Here is a 19,677-nt window from a genome sequence, read left to right on the forward strand (position 1 = left end):
TGCGGCGCCGCCGATACCGTGCCGTATATTATGGTGACCAACCTGGCGCGCACCATGCGTCAGCTTAAAGACCGCGACATATGGCTGGTGGGTACCGATGACCAGGCGCAGGCAAGCATCCACGACATCGATGCGCGCCGCCCCATGGCCTGGGTCATGGGCGCCGAGGGCGAGGGCATGCGCCGCCTTACCCGTGAAACCTGCGACGAGCTGGTGAACATCCCCATGCTGGGGGCGGTAGAAAGCTTGAATGTCAGCGTCGCCAGCGCGGTTTGTCTGTACGAAACGGTACGACAGCGCAATATGGTCGGCTGAGCTCAAACCGACGGCGAGTGCGTCTTTTACCGGGCGGTGCGGCGGGTTCAAGGTAACAGGCCTTTTCCGCTCGGCTGCAGCCGCGTTGTTTTTTTTCCATCTGTTTTTTGAATTTTTTATTGTGCACCGCCATGGCTAACAACGGCTTTACCACCACCCTCGTTCACTCTGATCGCCGCTCGACCGTCGAGCACGGGGCCATTCATAAGCCGCTTCATCCGTCGTCAGAGTATGCGTTTGCCGATTCACGCGAACTGGCCGCTGTGTTTCAAGGCAAGGCGGGCTTTACCTATGCGCGGCAGGGTACGCCCACCACCATGGCGTTGGAGGCCAAGATCACACAAATGGAGCAGGGCATCAACACGGTCAGCTTTGCCACCGGCATGGCCGCCTTGAGCGCCACTTTCTTCACACTGCTTAAGGCCGGCGACCACCTTATTTCCAGTCGGCATATTTTTGGCAATACCAATAGTTTGCTGGGTACGCTGGCCGGCCTGGGCGTGGAAGTAACCTTGGTGGATGCCACCGACGCTGCCAATCTGATGCCGGCCTTACGCCCAGAAACCCGTATGGTGTTTGTCGAGACCATCGCCAATCCGGGTACCCAAGTGGCCGACCTTGAGTCCATTGGCAAATGGTGTGCAGAACATGGTCTGCTCTACGTAATTGACAACACGTTGAGTACGCCGTGGCTGTGCCGGGGTAAAGACATGGGCGCCGGGCTGGTGGTGAATTCGCTTTCCAAGTACATTGGCGGGCACGGCCATGCCCTGGGTGGCGCGGTAACCGATACCGGGTTGTACGATTGGTCAACGTACCCCAATATTTCTGAGGTCTACCGCAACGGAGCGCCGCGCGGATGGGGCCTGACTCAAATCAAGAAGAAAGGGCTGCGCGACATGGGTGCCACCTTGTCCGCCGATTCTGCGCACCGCATTTCGGTGGGTTCTGAAACTCTGGCGCTGCGCATGGAGCGCTGCTGCAGCAATGCTCTGGCGCTGGCTCAGGCGTTGGCCGCCCACCCCAAGGTGTCCAAAGTTGGATATCCGGGCCTTTCCGCCCATCCGCAGCACCAGCGGGCAGGCCAACTGTTCGGTAACCGTTACGGCGCATTATTGGCCGTAGAGCTTATCGACGGCATCGATGTGTTCGAGTTTCTGAACCGCTTGAAAGTATTTGTGCTGGCCACGCATTTGGGGGACACGCGTACGCTTGTTTTGCCGGTTGCACACACCATTTACTACGAGATGGGCCCCGAACGTCGGGCGTCGATGGGCATTGCCGACAGCATGTTGCGCATCTCGGTTGGCATCGAAGATATTGACGATCTGACCAACGACTTTTTTCAAGCGCTGGACACGCCGCAGTAAGCGGCCCGGAGTCCCAAAAAGGCCCTCTTCGGTCAAGGTCGTTTCGGCGCTTCGCAGGGCATTTGTCAATTTATATCTTTAAGCAGAAAGTTTTAAAAAGTCAGCAATCGTGCGGGTTTTCAGCGTTTTTTCTCTTGACATGGGTTTATTTCAGAGGCTTAATACGCGTTAGCCGGCAGGCAGCGCCTTCACAGACATTTCCACCAGTCCATTGTGGCCGCTGCACTTGAACGTGCTGCGTTTTTTTTATTTAAAAACACCGGCCGTGGGTAGCATGTCCGGGTCGGTCATAATAATTTCCAGGGGTATACCTTAATGAACAAAACTGAGCTCATCGAACACATTTCCACCAAAGCCGATCTTTCCAAGGCCGACGCAGGCCGCGCCCTCGAAGCGTTCATCGGCGCCGTTAAAACGACCCTGAAAAAGAAGGGTACAGTCACTTTGGTTGGCTTTGGTACGTTTGCCGTTTCCGAGCGCGCTGCCCGCACTGGTCGCAACCCCCGCACCGGCGAAGCCATCAAGATCAAAAAAGCTCGTGTGCCCAAGTTCCGTCCCGGCAAAGCCCTGAAAGACGCCGTCAACTAAGATTCCTGATCACGCCATTTGCACGGATCCTAACAAAAAGATATAATCTTTTTTTTGGCACGAAGTGGCCCCAAAAGTATTAGGTCGTTGGCCGCAACTGATACGAACGGGGTGCTTAGCTCAGTTGGTAGAGCGGCGCCCTTACAAGGCGTAGGTCACAGGTTCGACCCCTGTAGCACCCACCACTTATGTCCGTCGAAACAAAGCCCTTAGAGAAATCTAGGGGCTTTTTTCATTTTGCCTTGCGCAAAGCATCACCAGCCTGTCGCAAACTGCCTCATCAAAATATTGAGAATTAAGGGTTTGTGCTGATAAATTATGAATCATTAATGATTTATGATTTAAAAAATGGAGGAGCTAAGGCATGTTTATTACGAATGCATGGTATGTGGCTGCCTGGGGCGATCAGGTGGGTCGGGCGCTGAAACAGATCACCATCATCGGCGAGCCCATTGTGTTGTATCGCACAGAGGCCGGTGACGCGGTGGCGTTGGACGACCGGTGCCCGCATCGCCGCGCCTCGTTGTCCAAGGGAAGGTTGGTGGGCGACGACGTGCAGTGCGGGTATCACGGCATTACCTTCAACTGCGCCGGTTCGTGCGTCAGTATTCCGGGCCAGGACAAGATCCCGTCGGGAATGAAGGTGAGGCGCTATCCGGTGATTGAAAGATGGCAGTGGATCTGGATCTGGATGGGCGATCCGGACGCCGCAGACGAGTCACTTCTGCCCGCCAATTTTCGATATAACGATGAACCCGGCTGGGTCGCAACGGGGGGCAGTTTGCCAGTCAAGGCAAATTACCAATTACTGACCGACAACCTGCTTGACCTGACGCATGAAACTTATGTGCATGGCAAAACCATAGGCAACGCTTCTGTGGTCGAAACACCCATGGAGTACGAAGTACGCGGCGACGAAGTTCATGTGAGCCGCATCATGCGCAATACACCTCCGCCGCCGCTGTTCAAACGAGTGGGCAAGTTCGAAGGCAATATTGATCGGTGGCAACTTATTCGTTTTCAGATGCCTGCGCATATATCGATTGACGCACGAGGTTACCCCGCAGGTAGCGATGACCTGCAACGCGGCATGAGATGGTTTTCATTGAATTCCATTACACCGGTGGACGCGCGCAGCAGCGTTTATTTCTGGACGATCACTCGTTGCTTTGACCTGAACGACCAGGATCTTTCCAGCTTGATCAACGAAAAAATTCTGGCCACTTTTCTTGAAGACGTCGAGGTGCTCGAGGCTCAGCAAAAGCTCATCGAAACCGACCGGCGCGGCCTTGACGAAGTAAGTATCCGGGCCGACAGCGGATCGATCTCGGCTCGACGAATCGTCAAGCGCTTAAGCGAACAGCCTCAGACGGTCAGCTGAGATTTTCTCGAGCGTCCGGGCCATACATTTTATTGAACAGGATCTTGCCCATGCCGGCTGAAAAAAAAGTAGCGTTTCGTGCCCCACCCTCTATTGCAGAAAGTATCGTGACCATTCTTCGAGATCGACTGGCCGGGGGCGTCTACCCGCCCGGTAGCTGGATCCGGGAAAGTGCACTGGCTGAGGAGTTTCAGTTCAGCAACGGCCCGATCCGCGAGGCGTTGCAGACCCTGGTCAATGACGGGTTGTTGGTTCGTGAGCCCTGGAAGGGCGTTCGCGTCGTCAGCCTCGACGACGACGAAATCGTCGAGATGTTTCAACTGCGCCTTGCGCTGCAAGAACTGGCCGCACAGTTGGCCGCCCAGCACGCAACGGCTCAGCAGATCGCCGAAGCCCGCACCCTATTGGCAGAAATGAACCAGGTGCTTGAGCGGGGCGACATCGATGCGCAGATGCCGATAGGCGGGCGTCTAAGCCAGTGGTTATGCGCATGCTCCGGAAACTCGCGGCTCGAACAAAACTGGAGCCGTCTTACTTATCAAACCCGTATGTATATCTACGCGTCGCTGCGCGATGCGAAGGATCTTCGCTCGATTGCGCTGTACTGGCACGAACTTGTAGACGCTATTGAACGGCGAGATAGCGCCGGCGCCTGCTCGGCTGTACGAAAGCTTGCCCGTCGAACGCTCGATGACTTGAACCTGTCATTGGGCCTCTGAACAAGCGTTCGCGTATTTCTTGATTTTATTCATAACAACAAGTACCCGGCCAGCAGCTTGCTGAAAACTGTTCTGCCGGCCGCCAAACAAGGAGACAGACATGGATTTCAAGAAGATGCTGGCCGTGGCCGCCCTGGTTTCCGCCGTGGGAAGCGCTGCAGCAAACGAGGTGCGAATTGGTGTGGTCACGACCCTTACGGGTCCGTTGGCGGCACTGGGTACCCACGTGCGTGATGGTTTTGCACTTGGGGTCGAGGAAGCCGGCGGCAAGCTCGGAGGCCTCGATACCAAGGTGTTTGTCGAAGATGACCAATTAAAGCCCGAGGTAGGACGGCAGGCCGTCAATAAGCTGTTCGGGCTGGACAAGGTGCAGATCCTGACCGGCGTCATTTTCTCAAATGTGGCCATGGCGCTGGCGCAGCCGGCTCAAGAAAGCAATGTCATCTTCATCAGTCCCAATGCTGGGCCGGCTCCTCTGGCGGGCAAAGGCTGTGCACCCAGTTTCTTTTCAACGGCTTGGCAGAACGATCAGCCGCACGAGGCAATGGGGGCCCATCTTCAGCAAGAGGGCGTCAAAAAGGTATACCTCATCGCCGGCAATTACAACGCCGGAAAGGAAGCGCTGAATGGCTTCAAGCGAGCCTACAAAGGCGAAGTCGTCGAAGAAGTCTATGCTGCGATGGGCCAACTGGATTTTGCGGCCGAAATTGCGCAAATTCAGGCTGCCAAACCCGACGCGCTCTATGCGTTCTTGTCGGGCGGCATGGGCATCAACTTCGTAAAGCAGTACGCCCAGGCAGGGCTTACCACTACCATTCCCTTATATTCGGCCTTTACGATCGACAGCATCACCATGCCTGCTATCGGCGAGGGGGCAGTAGGAACCTACCAAACCAATTTATGGAATGCCGACTTGCCCAACCCGGCCAACCAGCGCTTTGTTGAACGCTTTCGTGCCAAGTATGGTTACGAACCTTCCAACTTTGCCGCCCAGTCGTACGACACTGCTCGCCTGATCGACAGTGCGCTGCGCAAGACCGGCACCGCCGACGACAAGCAAGCCCTGATCAGCGCGCTTGAAGAAGCCGATTTCGAATCTGTGCGTGGGCCGTTTTCATTCAATACCAATCATTTCCCAATCGGCAATTTTTATCTCTTGAAAGTGGTGAAGGACACCGACGGCACGATCAAGCAAGTGACTGAAAAGACCGTTCTCGAAGGGGCGAAAGACGCCTACTACACCGAATGCTCAATGAAGGGCTGATGTCCCGGGGGCCAGGCTCTGGCTTGGTGCATAGCGCCGCGTCGTGGTTAAGCGGGTGGCTGGGCGTCCGGCAAACCGAATGAAAGGTGATGTTTGCATGAACAATGATCAAAGCTTGTGTGATCAAAGCTTGTTGAAAGACGAAGCCTATATTGGCGGGCAGTGGGTGGCGGCTGAGTCGTCGGCCTCGCTGAATGTGTACAACCCGGCAACCGGCGAGCTTGTAGGCGTAGTGCCCGATATGGGCGCCGCTGAAGCACATGAGGCAGTTGAAGCAGCGTCGCGCGCGTTTCCCGACTGGAGCTCCATGTCGGCCAAAGAGCGCGGGGTCATCTTGAAGCAGTGGGCGCGTCTGATCAATCTGAATAGGGACGCCATTGCCGAAATCCTTACTGCCGAGCAAGGCAAGCCACTGGCTGATGCGCGTAACGAAGTGGCGTTTTCGGCATCTTTTGTCGAGTGGTTTGCCGAAGAAGGAAAGCGGACCTACGGTGAGGTTATTCCTGCGCCACGCGCCGACATGCGCTACTTGGTGCAAAAAGAACCGATAGGCGTCTGCGCAGGTATTACTCCCTGGAATCTGCCTTGCGCCATGGTAACTCGTAAGGCGGCCCCGGCACTGGCGGCCGGGTGCACAATGGTGCTGAAGCCGGCAGAGCACACTCCGCTAACCGCGCTTGCCCTGGCAGCACTCGCCGAGCAGGCAGGTCTTCCACCTGGTGTGTTGAACGTTGTCACGGCCGGAAGGCAGAACGCTGCGGCGGTGGGCGCCCAGTGGACGGCGAGTCATGCCGTCGCCAAAGTCAGTTTTACCGGGTCCACCGCGGTGGGAAAGCGATTAATCGCTCAATGCGCTGATACCGTCAAGAAGGTGTCCATGGAGCTGGGCGGCAACTCTGCGTTCATTGTCATGGCAGATGCCGACCTGGAGATCGCAGTTGCTGCAGCCATGTTCGCCAAGTTCCGAAATGCCGGGCAAACGTGTATTGCGCCCAATCGGTTCTTTGTTCACGAGTCAGTGCTTGATGAGTTTTCCAGCCGGCTGCAGCGCGCCATGCAGGGCATTGTGATCGGAAACGGAGCCATGCCGGGTACGACCCTGGGGCCGCTGATTACTGATCAGGCGGTCGCCAAGGTTCGGTCTCACGTCGACGATGCGTTAAGCAAGGGGGCTCGGCTTCAGATGGGCGGGCAAAAGCCCGACGGGGTTGGATGCTTTTATGAGCCCACGCTGCTCTTGGGCGTTACCGCCGACATGCTTATGTGCAAGGAAGAAACCTTTGGCCCTGTCGTGGGCATCACCGCGTTTTCTGACGAAGCCCCGATGCTGCAGGCCGTCAACGCCACGCGGTTGGGCTTGGCTGCTTATTTGTTCAGCACAAACGCAGCCACCATACATCGAACCACACGGCTCATCGAAGCGGGAATTGTCGGGGTCAATACCGGAATGATCGCGACCGAAGTGGCGCCTTTCGGTGGCTATAAAGAATCGGGTATTGGGCGCGAAGGGGCTCGGCAGGGCATTGACGAGTTTCTGGAAACCAAATTCATATGCGAGGCGTTTCCAACATGATCAAACAGGGGCAGTCATGAGTAAAAAAATCTACCTGGACGGAAAACGCGTTCTGGTCACGGGTGCTGCCAGTGGCATCGGAAAGGCAATAGCCATTCAGTTGGCCGAAGATGGAGCATTGGTGGCCGCCGCTGATCTCAAGGCTCCTGTCGAGACGGTAACGGCGATCCAGGCGCTCGGCGGGACGGCGGTCGGCTTGGCGGCAGACGTTTCGGATGCGCAGCAGGTTGAACAGATGGTCGAAGACGCTCGGCAGGCACTTGGGGGGCTTGACGGTTTGGTCAATAATGCCGGCATGTTCTCTTCGATCATTCCAAGGCCGTTCGAAGAAATCGCTTCTGATGAATGGCGTAGGCTTTTTGACGTGAACGTGTTTGGCCTGGTGTCGTGTTGCCAGGCCGTTGTGCCGCTATTCAAGGTACAGGGTGGCGGCAGGATCGTCAACATCATATCGGGCACGCCCTTCAAGGGCGTCCCTTTCATGTTGCATTACGTGGCCAGCAAAGGCGCGGTACTTGCCATTACCCGCTGTCTGGCAAGCGAGCTGGGGCCAAGCAATATTCTGGTTAATGGTGTGGCGCCCGGGTTCACCTTGAGCGAGGGCGTGTTGAGCAACGAGATCCAGCTCAACAAGCTTCAGGATGTCTCCCGCAAGGCCCGATCCCTGGCTCGCGATCAGGTGCCTGCCGATGTGGTGGGTGCAGTGAGTTTTTTTCTTTCAGACGCGTCATCGTTCGTTACTGGCCAAACCATGCTCGTTGATGGTGGATCGTACTTCAACTGAGCGCAGCAGAAAAACCGCATAGATGGAAGAGTGTTGATGAAGGCAAATTCCGACGTGATTATTATCGGTGCAGGCATTGGCGGTTTAAGCCTGGCATTAAGCTTGCATCAGGCGGGCATATCGTGCCAGGTGTTTGAGGCGGTCCCCGAGCTGCGCCCTTTGGGCGTGGGTATCAACCTGATGCCTCACGCCAGTAAAGAGCTCGGCGAGCTGGGGCTGTTTCCCGAGCTGAATGCAGTGGCCGTACAAACCAGCGAATCTGTGTTTTTTACTCATCACGGCCAACAAATATACAAAGAGCCGGCGGGCGCTGCACTGGGTTATCCGTGGCCTCAATACTCAATTCATCGCGGCGACCTGCAAACCATATTGCTGGATGCAGTGCGATCGCGACTGGGGAAAGACAGCGTTCGCTGCGGGTATAGGTGTGTGGGCTTCACGCAAGACGACGATACTGCGACAGTGTCTTTTGTCGATGCTGACGGCAACCCATTACCCGCCGTCAAAGGCCGAATCGCCGTAGGTTGCGACGGCATACATTCGGTTTTTCGCAAGCAGTTGTACCCCGACGAAGGCCCACCGCGTTATTCAGGGGTGAATATGTGGCGCGGTACTACGGTTTGGAACCCCATACTCGGCGGCAAAAGCATGATCCGGGCGGGTTGGTTGTCGGTAGGAAAGATGGTTGTTTACCCAATTCGAAACGACGTGACCCCAGACGGCAAGCAATTGATAAATTGGGTGGCCGAGCTTGAAGCGCCGCGTTCGGCCGAGCGAGACTGGGGCCGTCCGGGCCAACTTGCGGATTTTCTGCCGGCATTTGAAAACTGGAACTTCGATTGGCTTGATGTGCCGGCATTGATCCAGTCATCAGAGTCCATTCTTGAGTATCCCATGTGCGACCACGACCCTTTGCCTACCTGGACTCAAGGACGTGCAACCCTCTTGGGGGACGCGGCACACCCCATGGTGCCCCGGGGCTCTAACGGTGCCGGCCAGGCAATTATCGACGCCCGTGTACTGGCGGGCGAATTGAAGCGCTCGGGTTTGACCCCTGAAGCGCTGCAAGCCTATGACGCAGTTCGGGTCGAGGCGACCACCCGTGTGGTGTTGACTAACCGGGTAAACCCCCCCGATGCAATTTTGCGCGAGGTATTCGAGCGGTCGAAAGGCCGGCGGTTTGAGCACATCGAAGATGTCATTGCGTTGTCCGAGCTTCAGGCCATTGCCGAAAATTATCGAAAAATAGCGGGTTTCGATGCGCCTTCTTTGTTGAACCGAAACCGCTACGTCTGAGGTTGGACACAGCTACCCCGAAACCCCCAGTCGGGCCGTACCCGAGCACAAGGACAATCCCAGGGTCAGGCGTCCTTCTTCGCGTACGACCAGGTGCACGCAATCGGCTTCGGCCTCGAGTGTCAGGCGGCTGCGTTCTTCGTCCGGACCCGGCTGGCCCTGGACGATCAGGTGTTCGCGCCAGGTAACCTTTGCAGTGGCCGCTTCGGTGCCATGCGTAATCACATCGCGCAGGGCGAGGTCCAGCGAATAATCGACAATATTCTCTTTGTTGACGGCAGCACCAAACACGCCGCCCATCTGAAGCAGGTCTTCTTTGGTCAGGGTCATGGCGATGCTGCCGGTGTGGGACCCATCTTTCTCGATCCGAACGTCTACCTGAAAACATGCCCCGTCGGCGATGTTGGTGTCGGTCCATTCGACCAGCGCGCGCGGATCGTAGTCGCGCATCAGGCCTTCGGCTTCCTGGCAGATGCGCTGCAGGTACTTGCGGATATCGTTGGGTGAGATGCCTTCGATGTCGGAAACCATGGTTCGCTCCTTCAAATAAAAAGCCGCGACGCCGGTTAGCGCCGCGGCAGGCCATAGGCAGGGCGACCAGCAAGCGATATGCCCCGGCACGCGTGGCCCGGGGCACAGCAAAGTGCTTTTATTCGGCGGCCACAAAGGCCCCGTCTTTGATGGTAAGCATCATCTGCGCCTGTTTGTCGAAGCCGAAATGATCATCTTTAGTGTACGTGATAACGCCCTGAGTAATAGGGATGCTGCCATGGGTTTCAAGCGCGTCTTTCAGGGCGCTGCGAAACTCGGGCGTGCCGGGCTTGCCTTTTTCGCGAGCAATGGGCACCACCTTGTCCAGGATCAGGTAAGCATCGTACGCGTGAGCGGCGAACTGGTTACGTGAGCCCGCGCCGTATTTTTTTTCGTACTCGGCGACAAAGTCGCTGGCGATCTTTTTGGACGGGTGGGATTCGGGCAATCCTTCGGGCAGAACTGCCAGGCCCGACACCACGAAAGAGCCTTCGACGGCCTTGCCGCCCAGGCGGATCAGGTCTTGGGAAGCGGCGCTGTGGGTCTGGTAGATTTTGCCTTTGAAGCCGCGATCGACCACCGTGGTGTGCGGCATGGCCGAGCCGCTGCCCGAAGCAACGATCAGTATGGCGTCGGGGTTGGTGGCGATGGCCTTAAGCGCCTGAGCCGTAACGCTGGTGTCGGCGCGCGCATAGCGCTCGGCGGTGGTAATTTTGATGCCGGCTTCTGTAGCCAGGCGGGTCAGGTCTTTAAGCCAGCTTTCGCCGTAAGCATCGCCGTAGCCAATAAACGCAAAGTTTTTGACGTTATGTTTTTTCATGTGTTCAATAACGCCACCGGCCATAACCGCCGTAGACTGGGGCAGCCGGAAGGTCCAGGTGCCTTTGCCTTCAGGGAACTCTGCCGGCGAAGCAGCCAACTGTACGGTCTTGCCTTCGGCTGCAGCTTCGCCCATGGCGATGGCCGGTGTTGTGGTGCTAGACCCAATAATGACATCGACCTTGTCTTCAGAGATAAGCCGTTGCGCATTACGTTGGGCCCGGGCGGGGTCGCTGGCGTCGTCCAGCGTTACGAACTTGACCTTTTCGCCGCCGACAGTTTCGGGCCAAAGCGCAAAACCGGTGTTAACCGGAATGCCCAAGCCGGACGCGGGGCCGGTAAGCGACAGCACGACACCGACGGTCAGTTCGGCATGGGCGGCCGGCATTGCGGCCAGAGCAAGTGAGGCGGCCAGCAGCGTGGTGCGCCAGATTTTTTTGTTTGCCATTGTTTTGTCTCCTGGATGATGCCGCAAGACTGTTTGCGGCGTTGTGGTTTTGGTTGGTTGAAAAAATCGGCATCGAAAAACCGAACCGGCGTGGCGTTGACTATGTGTGACTGGATTGAGTATCTGCTTTGATCACTCCGGCATCGGTCTCGTTGTACAGTGCGTCGACCAGGGCGGCCCGGTGCGTCAGCACGGCGCGCTGATTGATCGAACCTTTGTCGGTGATTTCGCCCAGGTCAAGAGAAGGGGGCTGGGTTAGTACCAGGCCGCGAGTGATGCGTGTGGCGCTGCCTGTTCCAAGGCTGTTCAGGCGCTGGATCAGTTGCTGGAAAAAGTTGCGGACCGCGGGGCTGGCCAGCGCCTCCTGGTCGGTGGCGCTTTCTGGCAGCCCGGAAAGTTTTCGGCACTGGGCCAGGTTGGGCACAATCAGCACGCCCAGTTCGCGACGGTTGTGGCCGGTAATGACCGAGTCTTGCAGGTAGGGCGCACCTTGGCGGGCAACCAGTGCCCGCAGCGGGCCTACGTTGACCCACGTGCCCGTATCGAGCTTGAAGTCTTCGGCGACCCGGCCGTCGAACACGAAGCCTTGGTTGGGGTCGTGGGGGTCGAGCCATTTAACGGCGTCGCCCGAGCAAAAGAAGCCTTCGTCATCGAACGCTTCGGCGGTTTTTTCGGGCTCACGCCAATAGCCCGGCGTCACGTTGGGGCCCTTGTAGCGCACCTCGGTCTTGTCGGCATTGGGTACAAGCTTGAACTCCATGCCAGGCAGAGGGTGGCCGATTTGGCCGGCCAGGGCACGCTCGTCAAGCACAAACATGGCCGACGGTGAAGTTTCGGTCATGCCTAAACCGGTTGTCATGACAATGCGTTCGCCGCACTCGAGTTCGGCCGTGGCGTGGAGTTTGTCCCATACCGGCTGGGCCAGCGCGGCCCCCGAATAGAACTGCATCTTTATGCGGCTGTAAAACTTGCTTCGCAATTCGGGATCGCTTTCGAGCGCGTTGGCGATTTTCTCCCAGCCGATGGGCACGTTGAAGTACACGGTGGGCGCGATTTCGCGCAAATTGCGCAGGGTGGTTTGCATGCCCTGATCGGTAGGCTTGCCCTCGTCTATGTATAACGTGCCGCCGTTGTACAGCACCATGCCCAGGTTGTGGTTGCCCCCGAATGTGTGGTTCCAGGGCAGCCAGTCGACCAGTACGGGCGGCTCTTCGGTGAGAAACGGCCAGGCCAGCACCATCATCTTCAGGTTGCTGCACATCATGCGCTGGGTGTTGATAACCGCCTTGGGCAAGCTGGTTGAGCCCGAGGTGAACAGGAACTTGACGATGGTGTCGGGGCCCGTCGCTTGTTGGGCCGTGTCGATGGCCGCAGTGGGCTCGGCAAACAATTGCTCGAAACTGGTGCAGGGCCGGTTGATGTTGCCGGGACGGGTGGCAACCAGCTCGATATCGGGGCTGATGGTGGCGTTGATAGCATCGCTGTAGAGCTGGGCATCAGCGGCAAATACCAGGCCGGGTGTGATCACCTCGAGTACATGGCGCAGTTTTTCATAGTCTTTGGAGACCAATGAGTATGCCGGCGAAATGGGCGAGTAGGGAATGCCTGCGAACTGGCAACCCAGAGCCAGCAAGGCTTGTTCGATGTCGTTGCCCGACAGTATCAAGACGGGCCGCTCGACACCTAGCCCGCGTTCGAGCAAGGCTTGCCCAATACGGCGAGCCGCTTGCAGGGCTTGGGCGTAGCTGATTCGGCGCCATGGGCCGTGGTCGGGCTCGCGCTGGGCGATGTAAGTGCGATCAGGCGCCTGTTTGGCCCAATAGATAAGCTTATCCGTCAGGCGAGCGGGGTAGTCGCCCAGTTGACCCGACGAACGGACGTAGGTGAACCCGTTGTCGCGCGTTTGGATGTCAATATCTTTGGGGCCGAGGGCCACGCTGCGATAACGCGGTGTTGTCTCCATGAGTCGTCTTCCAGATGATTCTTAAAATAATATCAAGTAACCTGATATTAGGCTTATACTACACGTCGAGATACCTGCTGACAAGCCCAATCATGATCCAGAAAAACCCGCAATTTGCGCAGACCTGGCCCCAGCGCCCCAACGGCATCGCCTATTTGATTGGCCGCCTCGATCATGTGTTGAACCGGCGAATTCGCGACGCTATCGCTCCCTGGGAGGTCACCGCCGCACAGTACACGGCGCTGTCGGTGCTGAATAGTCACGGGCAATTGTCCAATGCACAATTGGCTGAGCGCTCCATGGTGTCTCCGCAATCGGCAAATGAAATGGTCAAGCTCATGCAGGCACGTGGGTGGATCACCCGTGAATCGGCCGCATCGCACGGCCGCATCATTCATATACGCCTTACTCCTCAGGGTGAAGAGCTCTTGGCAGAATGCGATGCCGCCGTAGTGCGGGTCGAGAAGGCGCTGCTGGCCGAGCTCGACGAAGATCAGTACGCCCCTTTACACGGCCGGTTACGCGCCATGATGCGCGGGCTGAGCCATTTATCGCTATAGCCGGCCCGCAGTAACGCAACGCGATATTGCAAGCGATACAGCACTGTGGTTTTGCAACAGCGGCTGCCGATGAAATCATATTGCGAATGGTTCCCATTTCTGATATTGTGCTTGCTTGCCTGGATGGCCTTCCAGGAGCATTTAATATTTTGCCGTTGGATTCATGCCCCAGTCTCGTATCGAGCCGTTCCGTAGCCTTGCGCTAACCAAAGCCATTGCAGCCACTTGCGTTGCCGGTTTGCACTTCGCAGTGCTAGGCGTAATCTTGGCGGCCCCCAAAAAGACCGAGCTCGACCTGGCCGAATCAATCGAGATCCAGTTTGTCGAACTTGGGCCCGAAATCATCGACACCGCGCCCGAGCCTGAGGCCGTGTCGCAGCCCGATCCGCAACCTGATCCAGAACCCGAGCCCGAGCCCGAGCCCGAGCTGGAACCGGAACCGGAACCGGAACCGGAAGCCATAACGCCTCCGGAGCCGCCACCTTCACCTAAGCCGAAACCCGCTCCAAAGCCCGCTCCAAAGCCCGCAGCCAAGCCGGTCGTCGACCCTCCCAAGCCTGCGGTTCCGCCCACCGGCGCAGCCAGTGCGACCGCCGCGCCGCAGGCACCCAAGCCGATGCCCGATGACCAGCCTCGCCATGTGAGCCGGGTTGACTATCTGGGCAAACGGCCCAGTCCTCAGTATCCCAATGCCTCGCTGCGTCGGGGCGAAGAGGGGCGTGTGGTGGTACGGGTGCTGATTTCGCCGCAAGGCTCAGTCGTCAATGCCACGGTGCGATCCTCTTCGGGCTACGAGCGTCTCGACCAGTCCGCTTTACGGGCGGCCAGAACGGCGCGGTTCAAGCCATACACCGAGAACGGCGTTGCGTATCCCGCCCTGGCCGATATTCCTTTTGACTTTGTAATTTAGGAACCAGCATGTTCAATATTCTTCAAGGCGCATTGCAGGTCCTGGCGCAAGCCGGCAGCAGCGTAACCGATTCGGGCGCCGTGCAATCCGCAGTCGGCCCCGCCACGCAGGCCGACACCGGCGCATCGACAACGGGCGGCGCGCCCTCGCTGCTGGATGCCAGTGTTCAGCAATTGGCGGACGGAGGCATATTGCATTTTGTCGCGCAAAGCGACTTTGTCGGAAAAGCACTGTTTGTCATTCTGGTCTTGATGTCATTGGTCAGTTGGTACTTGATCTTCGTAAAGTCGTTTACAAACTGGCGGGTGAGCCGCGATTCAGCGCGTTTTTTGAACCATTTCTGGGCGGCAAGCTCGTTGGAGCAGGTCGAGAACGAGATCAATACGCACGGGGCAACGGAACCCTTTGCGCATGTCGCCAGCCACGCCATTCACGCCCGTAATCATCATGTGAAGTACGGCGCAATGAAACTCGAGGAAAAAGGCTCGACCGCAGCGTTTGTGACCCGCATGATCCGCAAGGTGATCGACGAAGAAACCGCCAAGCTCGAAAACGGCCTGACCGTGCTGGCATCCATCGGCTCCACCGCGCCGTTCGTAGGTTTGTTCGGCACCGTGTGGGGTGTTTATCATGCCCTGATCGGTATCGGACTGTCGGACGGCGTCAACATCAATAAAATTGCCGGCCCGGTCGGCGAGGCATTGATCATGACAGGCCTGGGTCTGGCTGTGGCCATACCGGCTGTGCTGGCGTATAACGCATTTGTGCGCAGTAACCGCGTCTATTTGTCGCGACTGGACGCTTTTGCGCACGATCTTTTCACCTTCCTTTCCACTGGTCAGCAGGTTATCGAAAATCGAGGCAAGATACGCGGCTTGCCGGCCGCCGCTCCTGCTACGCCTGCCGCAGCTCGTAAAGGCGAATAATCATGGCTTTTGGCAGCTTCGATACTAAAAGCAGCGGGCAGACCATGTCCGAGATCAACATGGTGCCGCTGATTGACGTGATGCTGGTGCTGCTGGTGATTTTCATCATTACCGCGCCGTTGCTCAGTCACTCCATCAAGATCAATGTGCCGCAAGTATCGGCAGAACCGGTCGAGCAAGAGCCCAAGGTCATTGACCTGGCGGTCGACGACCAGGGCCTGATGTTCTGGAACGAGCAGCCCGTACTGCTCGAAGAGCTCACCCCAAGGTTGAAGCAAGAAGCCGCGCAAGATCCGCAGCCTCAACTGCGTATCCGGGCAGACCTTGACACTCGATATGAGATTCTGGCTGAGATCATGGGCAGCGCCCGGGCGTCGGGCATGAAGCGGGTGGGCTTTGTGACCCGGCCTGCTGACAATGGGGGCGGGCAGGCCGCTCAGGCGGACTAAAGTTCTGCAAGCAGGGCAATGGTGGGCCGGTTCGATATAGAATCACAGCATGCGAGTTCTGGTTATCGAAGACGACGCCACCCTGGGCCCCGCTCTGCAAGAATTTCTAGCGGGGCAGGGTTACGCGGTCGATTGGCTCAAAGACGGCGAGCACGTGGCCGGCGCCGTTTCGGCGCAGGCCTACGATCTTTTGCTGCTCGACCTGAACCTGCCCGGCATCAGCGGGCTCGATATCCTTCGCCGCCTTCGAAACCAGGGCGAACAGGTGCCGGTACTGATACTTACTGCGCGCGACGCTGTCGAAGACCGGGTTGCGGGTCTGGACGCCGGGGCCGACGACTACGTCACGAAACCCTTCGAGCTGGCCGAGTTGGCGGCGCGCGTACGCGCATTTGCGCGGCGTCGCACAGGACAAGCGCAGCCCTTGCTCGAGGTCGGACCGCTGGTGTTTGACACCGTGAATCGCGAAGTACGAGCCGCCGGGTCACGACTGACGTTATCGGTGCGAGAACTTTCTGTGCTCGAAATGCTGATGGGTCGGGCGGGGCGGGTGGTCACCAAACGCCAGATTGTCAGTTCGCTGTCGGCCTGGGATGCCGACTTCAGCGAAAACGCGGTCGAGGTGTATGTGTACCGCCTGCGCAAGCGGCTCGAGGGCAGCGGCGCATCCATACAGACCGTACGCGGCTTCGGCTATTTGCTTGATGTCGAAAGCGCTGCCTGACTCCTTCGCACCGGGCGACACTCTCTTCAAGCGTTTGACGCGCCTGATGCCTGAGGGCTCGCTGGCTCGTCATCTCATTCTTCGCTTGCTTCCTCCGGTATTGCTGCTGGTCGCCATCGATCTGGTCATTACCTGGTACGTTACCACCCAGATCCATCTTGAAGTCTGGTTACTGCGCGATATTTTCTGGGCGATGTTGCTTGGTCAGTTTTTGCTCGTGGTCCTGTTTGCCTGGGTGCTGATTTCTGGCGTGCGCTCCAGCTTGCACTCGATCAATCGCCTGGCAGACGACCTGAAACAACGCTCGCTCGACGATCTGCAACCCCTCGATGCCACCGGCCTGACCACCGAAATCGCTCCGGTTGTGGCGCGCGTCAACGAACTGCTCAGCCGCCTTGACCAGTCGGTGCAGGCGCAAAAGCGCTTTATCGGGCACGCCGCACATCAGTTTCGCACCCCCTTAAGCGGCTTGAAGCTCGAATGCGAACTGATGCTGGCCAACGAGCTGCCTGACGACGTTCGTGCGCGTGCAGAGCGCATCAAGACCGTCACCGACCGCTTGATCCGGCTAGGCCAGCAGTTGCTGGTGCTGGCTCGGGCAGATGCATCGGCACGTCCTCAAGATACTTTCCAGCGCCTGGACCTCGCCGATTGGGTTCGGGTCAACGGTGCAGAGTGGGTACCTCGGGCGCATCGACAGCACGTCAGTCTGCAATTGGCCGCGCCCGACGAGCCGGTCTGGATTGACGCCGACCCCTTGCTGCTGTCCGAGTTGCTGGGCAACCTGATCGACAATGCCTTGTGTTATGGCGGTTCCGTACGCCATATCCGCTTGCAGGTAAATGCCACCCCGCCCGCCTTGTTGGTTGAAGACGACGGCGACGGCATCGACCCTGCCGATCAGGATCGCGTCTTCGAGGCTTTTTACCGCTCGCCGCAGTCGCAAGGTACGGGTTCGGGGCTGGGCCTGGCCATTGTCAGGGAAATCGCTTCGGCGCACGGCGCTTGGTGGAGCCTGACCAGCCGCCCCAGGCTAAACGGAACCCGCGTCAGCATTGTGTTTCCGGGTCCGCGCATCGGCGCAAACTTGACTAGACAATAGAACATGAAACAGCGCACTTACATAGGGACGATGTCATGAGCACCGAGAGTATGCAGGCCGGCTCAGCGCCGTCCGCCCCGCGACCGGGGGCGGCCCTGTTGCTGGGCGCCTTGGGCGTCGTATACGGCGACATCGGCACCAGCCCGCTTTACACCATACGGGCGGCCCTGTCGGGATTCAGCCCCGCCCAACCTCAGCACATTTTGGGCGTGCTGTCACTGTTGTTCTGGATGTTGATGTTCGTGGTGTCCCTGAAATATGTCGCCATGATCTTGCGGGCAGACAACCGGGGAGAAGGCGGTACGCTGGCTCTTATGGAGCTGGCTCTTCGAGGCCTTGAAGGCCGCAGCCGTTGGGTTGTGATGATCGTGGGTGTCATCGGGGCCAGCTTGTTCTACGGAGACACCATCATCACCCCGGCCATTTCGGTGATTTCTGCCGTCGAAGGCATTGGCGTGGTTTCTCACAAGCTTGACGACTGGGTGGTGCCGGTCGCCATGCTGCTTATTATCGGCCTGTTCGCCCTTCAGTCGCGAGGCACCGGCACCATGGGCAAGCTTTTTGGCCCCATCATGCTGCTGTGGTTTCTGGTTCTGGGCGTGTTGGGTGGTTGGCGCATTGTTCAGGCCCCGCAAATATTGCAGGCGCTCAATCCGGCGTGGGCGCTTTCTTTTATCGCGCAGGGGCCCTGGACCAGCTTTATTTTGTTGGGCGCCTTGGTACTGGCGCTGACCGGTGCTGAAACACTTTATGCCGACATGGGCCACTTTGGGCGTTCGGCCATACGCCGTGCCTGGTTTGGCATGGTCCTGCCTTCGCTGGTGTTATGTTATTTTGGGCAAGGTGCCTTGTTGCTGGCTGATCCGGCCGCGATCAAAAATCCGTTCTTCTTGCTGGCGCCAAATTGGGCTTTGTGGCCGTTGGTGCTGCTGGCCACTGCGGCAACCGTGATCGCCTCTCAGGCGGTGATCACCGGCAGCTTTTCAGTTACCCGCCAAGCCATACAACTGGGTTTTTGGCCGCGCATGGACATTCAACATACCTCGGCCAGTGAAGAGGGGCAGATCTACCTTCCGCGCGTCAATATTGCATTATGCCTGGCTGTGCTGGCGCTTATTGCTGTGGGCGGTTCATCGCAGGCGCTCGCCGGGGCCTACGGTTTCGCGGTAACGGGCACCATGCTGGTCACCTCGTTACTGGCGTTCAAGGTGCTGCCGGGGCGCTCGAAAGGCCCCCGGCGGGTCTTGTGGCTGGTATTGCTTTGTTTGTTCCTGGCGTTCGACGTCCTGCTGTTTTCGTCCAATCTTTTCAAGATTACTGCTGGTGGATGGGTGCCCTTGGTGGTGGCAATTTGCCTGTTCACCCTTATGATGACCTGGAAGCAGGGCCGCCAACGTATTCATGATACCTTGGCGGGCGACCAACCGCCCCTGCAGGCATTCATGCGCGATCTGGAGCAATACCCGCCTACACGGGTGGCAGGCACGGCGGTATTCATGAGCATGATCGTCGACACTGTACCGCCGGCGTTTTTACATAATCTCAAGCACAACAAGGTGCTGCACAGGCAGGTCGTGTTTCTAACGGTTAATAGCGCCGGCGTGCCCTACGTGGCGGCCCACGAGCGATATCGGCTCGAGCAGCTTAGTGCCGGTAGTTGGCAGGTCGTGGCCCAGTGGGGGTTCGAGCAAGAGCCCAATGTTCCGCAATTGCTTGAACAGGTTGGGCAAGAACACCCCGAGCTCGAACTCGAACCCATGCACACGTCTTATTACTTGTCGCGTCAAACCATTATCGTGGTGCGCAAGCTGCCCCTGCACCTGCGTTGGCGCCGAAGCCTGTTCGCGTTCATGGCACGCAACGCCAGCCGTAGCACCCGGTTTTTCAAGATACCGCCCAATCGTGTGGTCGAGATGGGAATGCAGCTTGAGCTTTAACGTCCGAGCAATAAAAAA

Annotated in this window: 19 protein-coding genes and 1 tRNA gene; 17 read left to right on the top strand and 3 right to left on the bottom strand. The window is 57.9% G+C overall.

Going from position 1 to position 19,677, the window contains the following annotated elements:
* The 10 genes from VL003_RS03305 to VL003_RS03350 all read left to right on the top strand — a co-directional run.
* The coding region (locus VL003_RS03305; RefSeq protein ID WP_325439547.1) for a TrmH family RNA methyltransferase at positions 1–315 on the top strand (315 nt) is incomplete at its 5' end.
* A gap of 131 nt (positions 316–446) precedes the next feature.
* Entirely contained in the window at positions 447–1,685 is a 1,239-nt protein-coding gene (locus tag VL003_RS03310) for a cystathionine gamma-synthase family protein (RefSeq protein ID WP_325439549.1), read from the top strand.
* A gap of 315 nt (positions 1,686–2,000) precedes the next feature.
* A complete protein-coding gene (locus VL003_RS03315; RefSeq protein ID WP_093970339.1) occupies positions 2,001–2,273 on the top strand; it encodes an HU family DNA-binding protein in 273 nt (90 codons plus the stop codon).
* A gap of 109 nt (positions 2,274–2,382) precedes the next feature.
* Positions 2,383–2,458, top strand: a tRNA-Val gene (locus tag VL003_RS03320).
* A gap of 179 nt (positions 2,459–2,637) precedes the next feature.
* Positions 2,638–3,654, top strand: a complete 1,017-nt coding sequence (locus VL003_RS03325; RefSeq protein WP_325439553.1) for an aromatic ring-hydroxylating dioxygenase subunit alpha — start codon at positions 2,638–2,640, stop codon at positions 3,652–3,654.
* 50 nt (positions 3,655–3,704) lie between these two features.
* Entirely contained in the window at positions 3,705–4,373 is a 669-nt protein-coding gene (locus tag VL003_RS03330; protein ID WP_325439555.1) for a GntR family transcriptional regulator, read from the top strand.
* A gap of 100 nt (positions 4,374–4,473) precedes the next feature.
* Positions 4,474–5,637 (top strand): ABC transporter substrate-binding protein, encoded by a 1,164-nt coding sequence (locus tag VL003_RS03335; RefSeq protein ID WP_325439557.1) that lies wholly within the window; start codon positions 4,474–4,476, stop codon positions 5,635–5,637.
* Between the two features lie 97 nt (positions 5,638–5,734).
* Positions 5,735–7,210 carry an NAD-dependent succinate-semialdehyde dehydrogenase gene (locus VL003_RS03340; protein ID WP_325439559.1) on the top strand — a complete coding sequence of 492 codons (1,476 nt, stop codon included), beginning with the start codon at positions 5,735–5,737 and terminating at the stop codon, positions 7,208–7,210.
* Between the two features lie 16 nt (positions 7,211–7,226).
* A complete protein-coding gene (locus VL003_RS03345; RefSeq protein WP_325439561.1) occupies positions 7,227–7,994 on the top strand; it encodes an SDR family NAD(P)-dependent oxidoreductase in 768 nt (255 codons plus the stop codon).
* Between the two features lie 36 nt (positions 7,995–8,030).
* Entirely contained in the window at positions 8,031–9,290 is a 1,260-nt protein-coding gene (locus VL003_RS03350) for a flavin-dependent oxidoreductase (RefSeq protein WP_325439563.1), read from the top strand.
* Between the two features lie 12 nt (positions 9,291–9,302).
* On the opposite strand, the gene VL003_RS03355 is transcribed toward VL003_RS03350, so the two are convergent.
* The 3 genes from VL003_RS03355 to VL003_RS03365 form a co-directional block, all read right to left on the bottom strand.
* Positions 9,303–9,821: a hypothetical protein gene (locus tag VL003_RS03355; protein WP_325439565.1), complete on the bottom strand. Its 519-nt coding sequence runs from the start codon at positions 9,819–9,821 to the stop codon at positions 9,303–9,305.
* 118 nt (positions 9,822–9,939) lie between these two features.
* Positions 9,940–11,088 carry an ABC transporter substrate-binding protein gene (locus tag VL003_RS03360; RefSeq protein WP_325439567.1) on the bottom strand — a complete coding sequence of 383 codons (1,149 nt, stop codon included), beginning with the start codon at positions 11,086–11,088 and terminating at the stop codon, positions 9,940–9,942.
* 100 nt (positions 11,089–11,188) lie between these two features.
* Positions 11,189–13,051 (bottom strand): feruloyl-CoA synthase, encoded by a 1,863-nt coding sequence (locus VL003_RS03365; protein ID WP_325439569.1) that lies wholly within the window; start codon positions 13,049–13,051, stop codon positions 11,189–11,191.
* A 92-nt stretch (positions 13,052–13,143) separates the two neighbouring features.
* Between VL003_RS03365 and VL003_RS03370 the strand changes: the two genes are divergently transcribed.
* The 7 genes from VL003_RS03370 to VL003_RS03400 all read left to right on the top strand — a co-directional run bounded on the left by VL003_RS03370 (position 13,144) and on the right by VL003_RS03400 (position 19,659).
* Positions 13,144–13,611 (top strand): MarR family winged helix-turn-helix transcriptional regulator, encoded by a 468-nt coding sequence (locus VL003_RS03370; RefSeq protein WP_325439570.1) that lies wholly within the window; start codon positions 13,144–13,146, stop codon positions 13,609–13,611.
* Between the two features lie 163 nt (positions 13,612–13,774).
* Positions 13,775–14,521 carry an energy transducer TonB gene (locus tag VL003_RS03375; protein ID WP_325439572.1) on the top strand — a complete coding sequence of 249 codons (747 nt, stop codon included), beginning with the start codon at positions 13,775–13,777 and terminating at the stop codon, positions 14,519–14,521.
* A gap of 8 nt (positions 14,522–14,529) precedes the next feature.
* A complete protein-coding gene (locus VL003_RS03380; protein ID WP_325439574.1) occupies positions 14,530–15,447 on the top strand; it encodes a MotA/TolQ/ExbB proton channel family protein in 918 nt (305 codons plus the stop codon).
* Between the two features lie 2 nt (positions 15,448–15,449).
* A complete protein-coding gene (locus VL003_RS03385; protein WP_325439576.1) occupies positions 15,450–15,896 on the top strand; it encodes an ExbD/TolR family protein in 447 nt (148 codons plus the stop codon).
* Between the two features lie 49 nt (positions 15,897–15,945).
* Positions 15,946–16,620: a response regulator transcription factor gene (locus tag VL003_RS03390; RefSeq protein ID WP_325439578.1), complete on the top strand. Its 675-nt coding sequence runs from the start codon at positions 15,946–15,948 to the stop codon at positions 16,618–16,620.
* A gap of 46 nt (positions 16,621–16,666) precedes the next feature.
* The gene (locus VL003_RS03395; protein ID WP_325439657.1) at positions 16,667–17,722 is read left to right on the top strand and encodes a sensor histidine kinase; all 1,056 of its coding nucleotides are present in this window, start codon (positions 16,667–16,669) and stop codon (positions 17,720–17,722) included.
* A 35-nt stretch (positions 17,723–17,757) separates the two neighbouring features.
* Entirely contained in the window at positions 17,758–19,659 is a 1,902-nt protein-coding gene (locus VL003_RS03400; protein ID WP_325439580.1) for a potassium transporter Kup, read from the top strand.
* Positions 19,660–19,677: the final 18 nt, after the last annotated feature.

Source organism: Pusillimonas sp. (assembly GCF_035515275.1).
Classification (GTDB): domain Bacteria; phylum Pseudomonadota; class Gammaproteobacteria; order Burkholderiales; family Burkholderiaceae_B; genus Pusillimonas.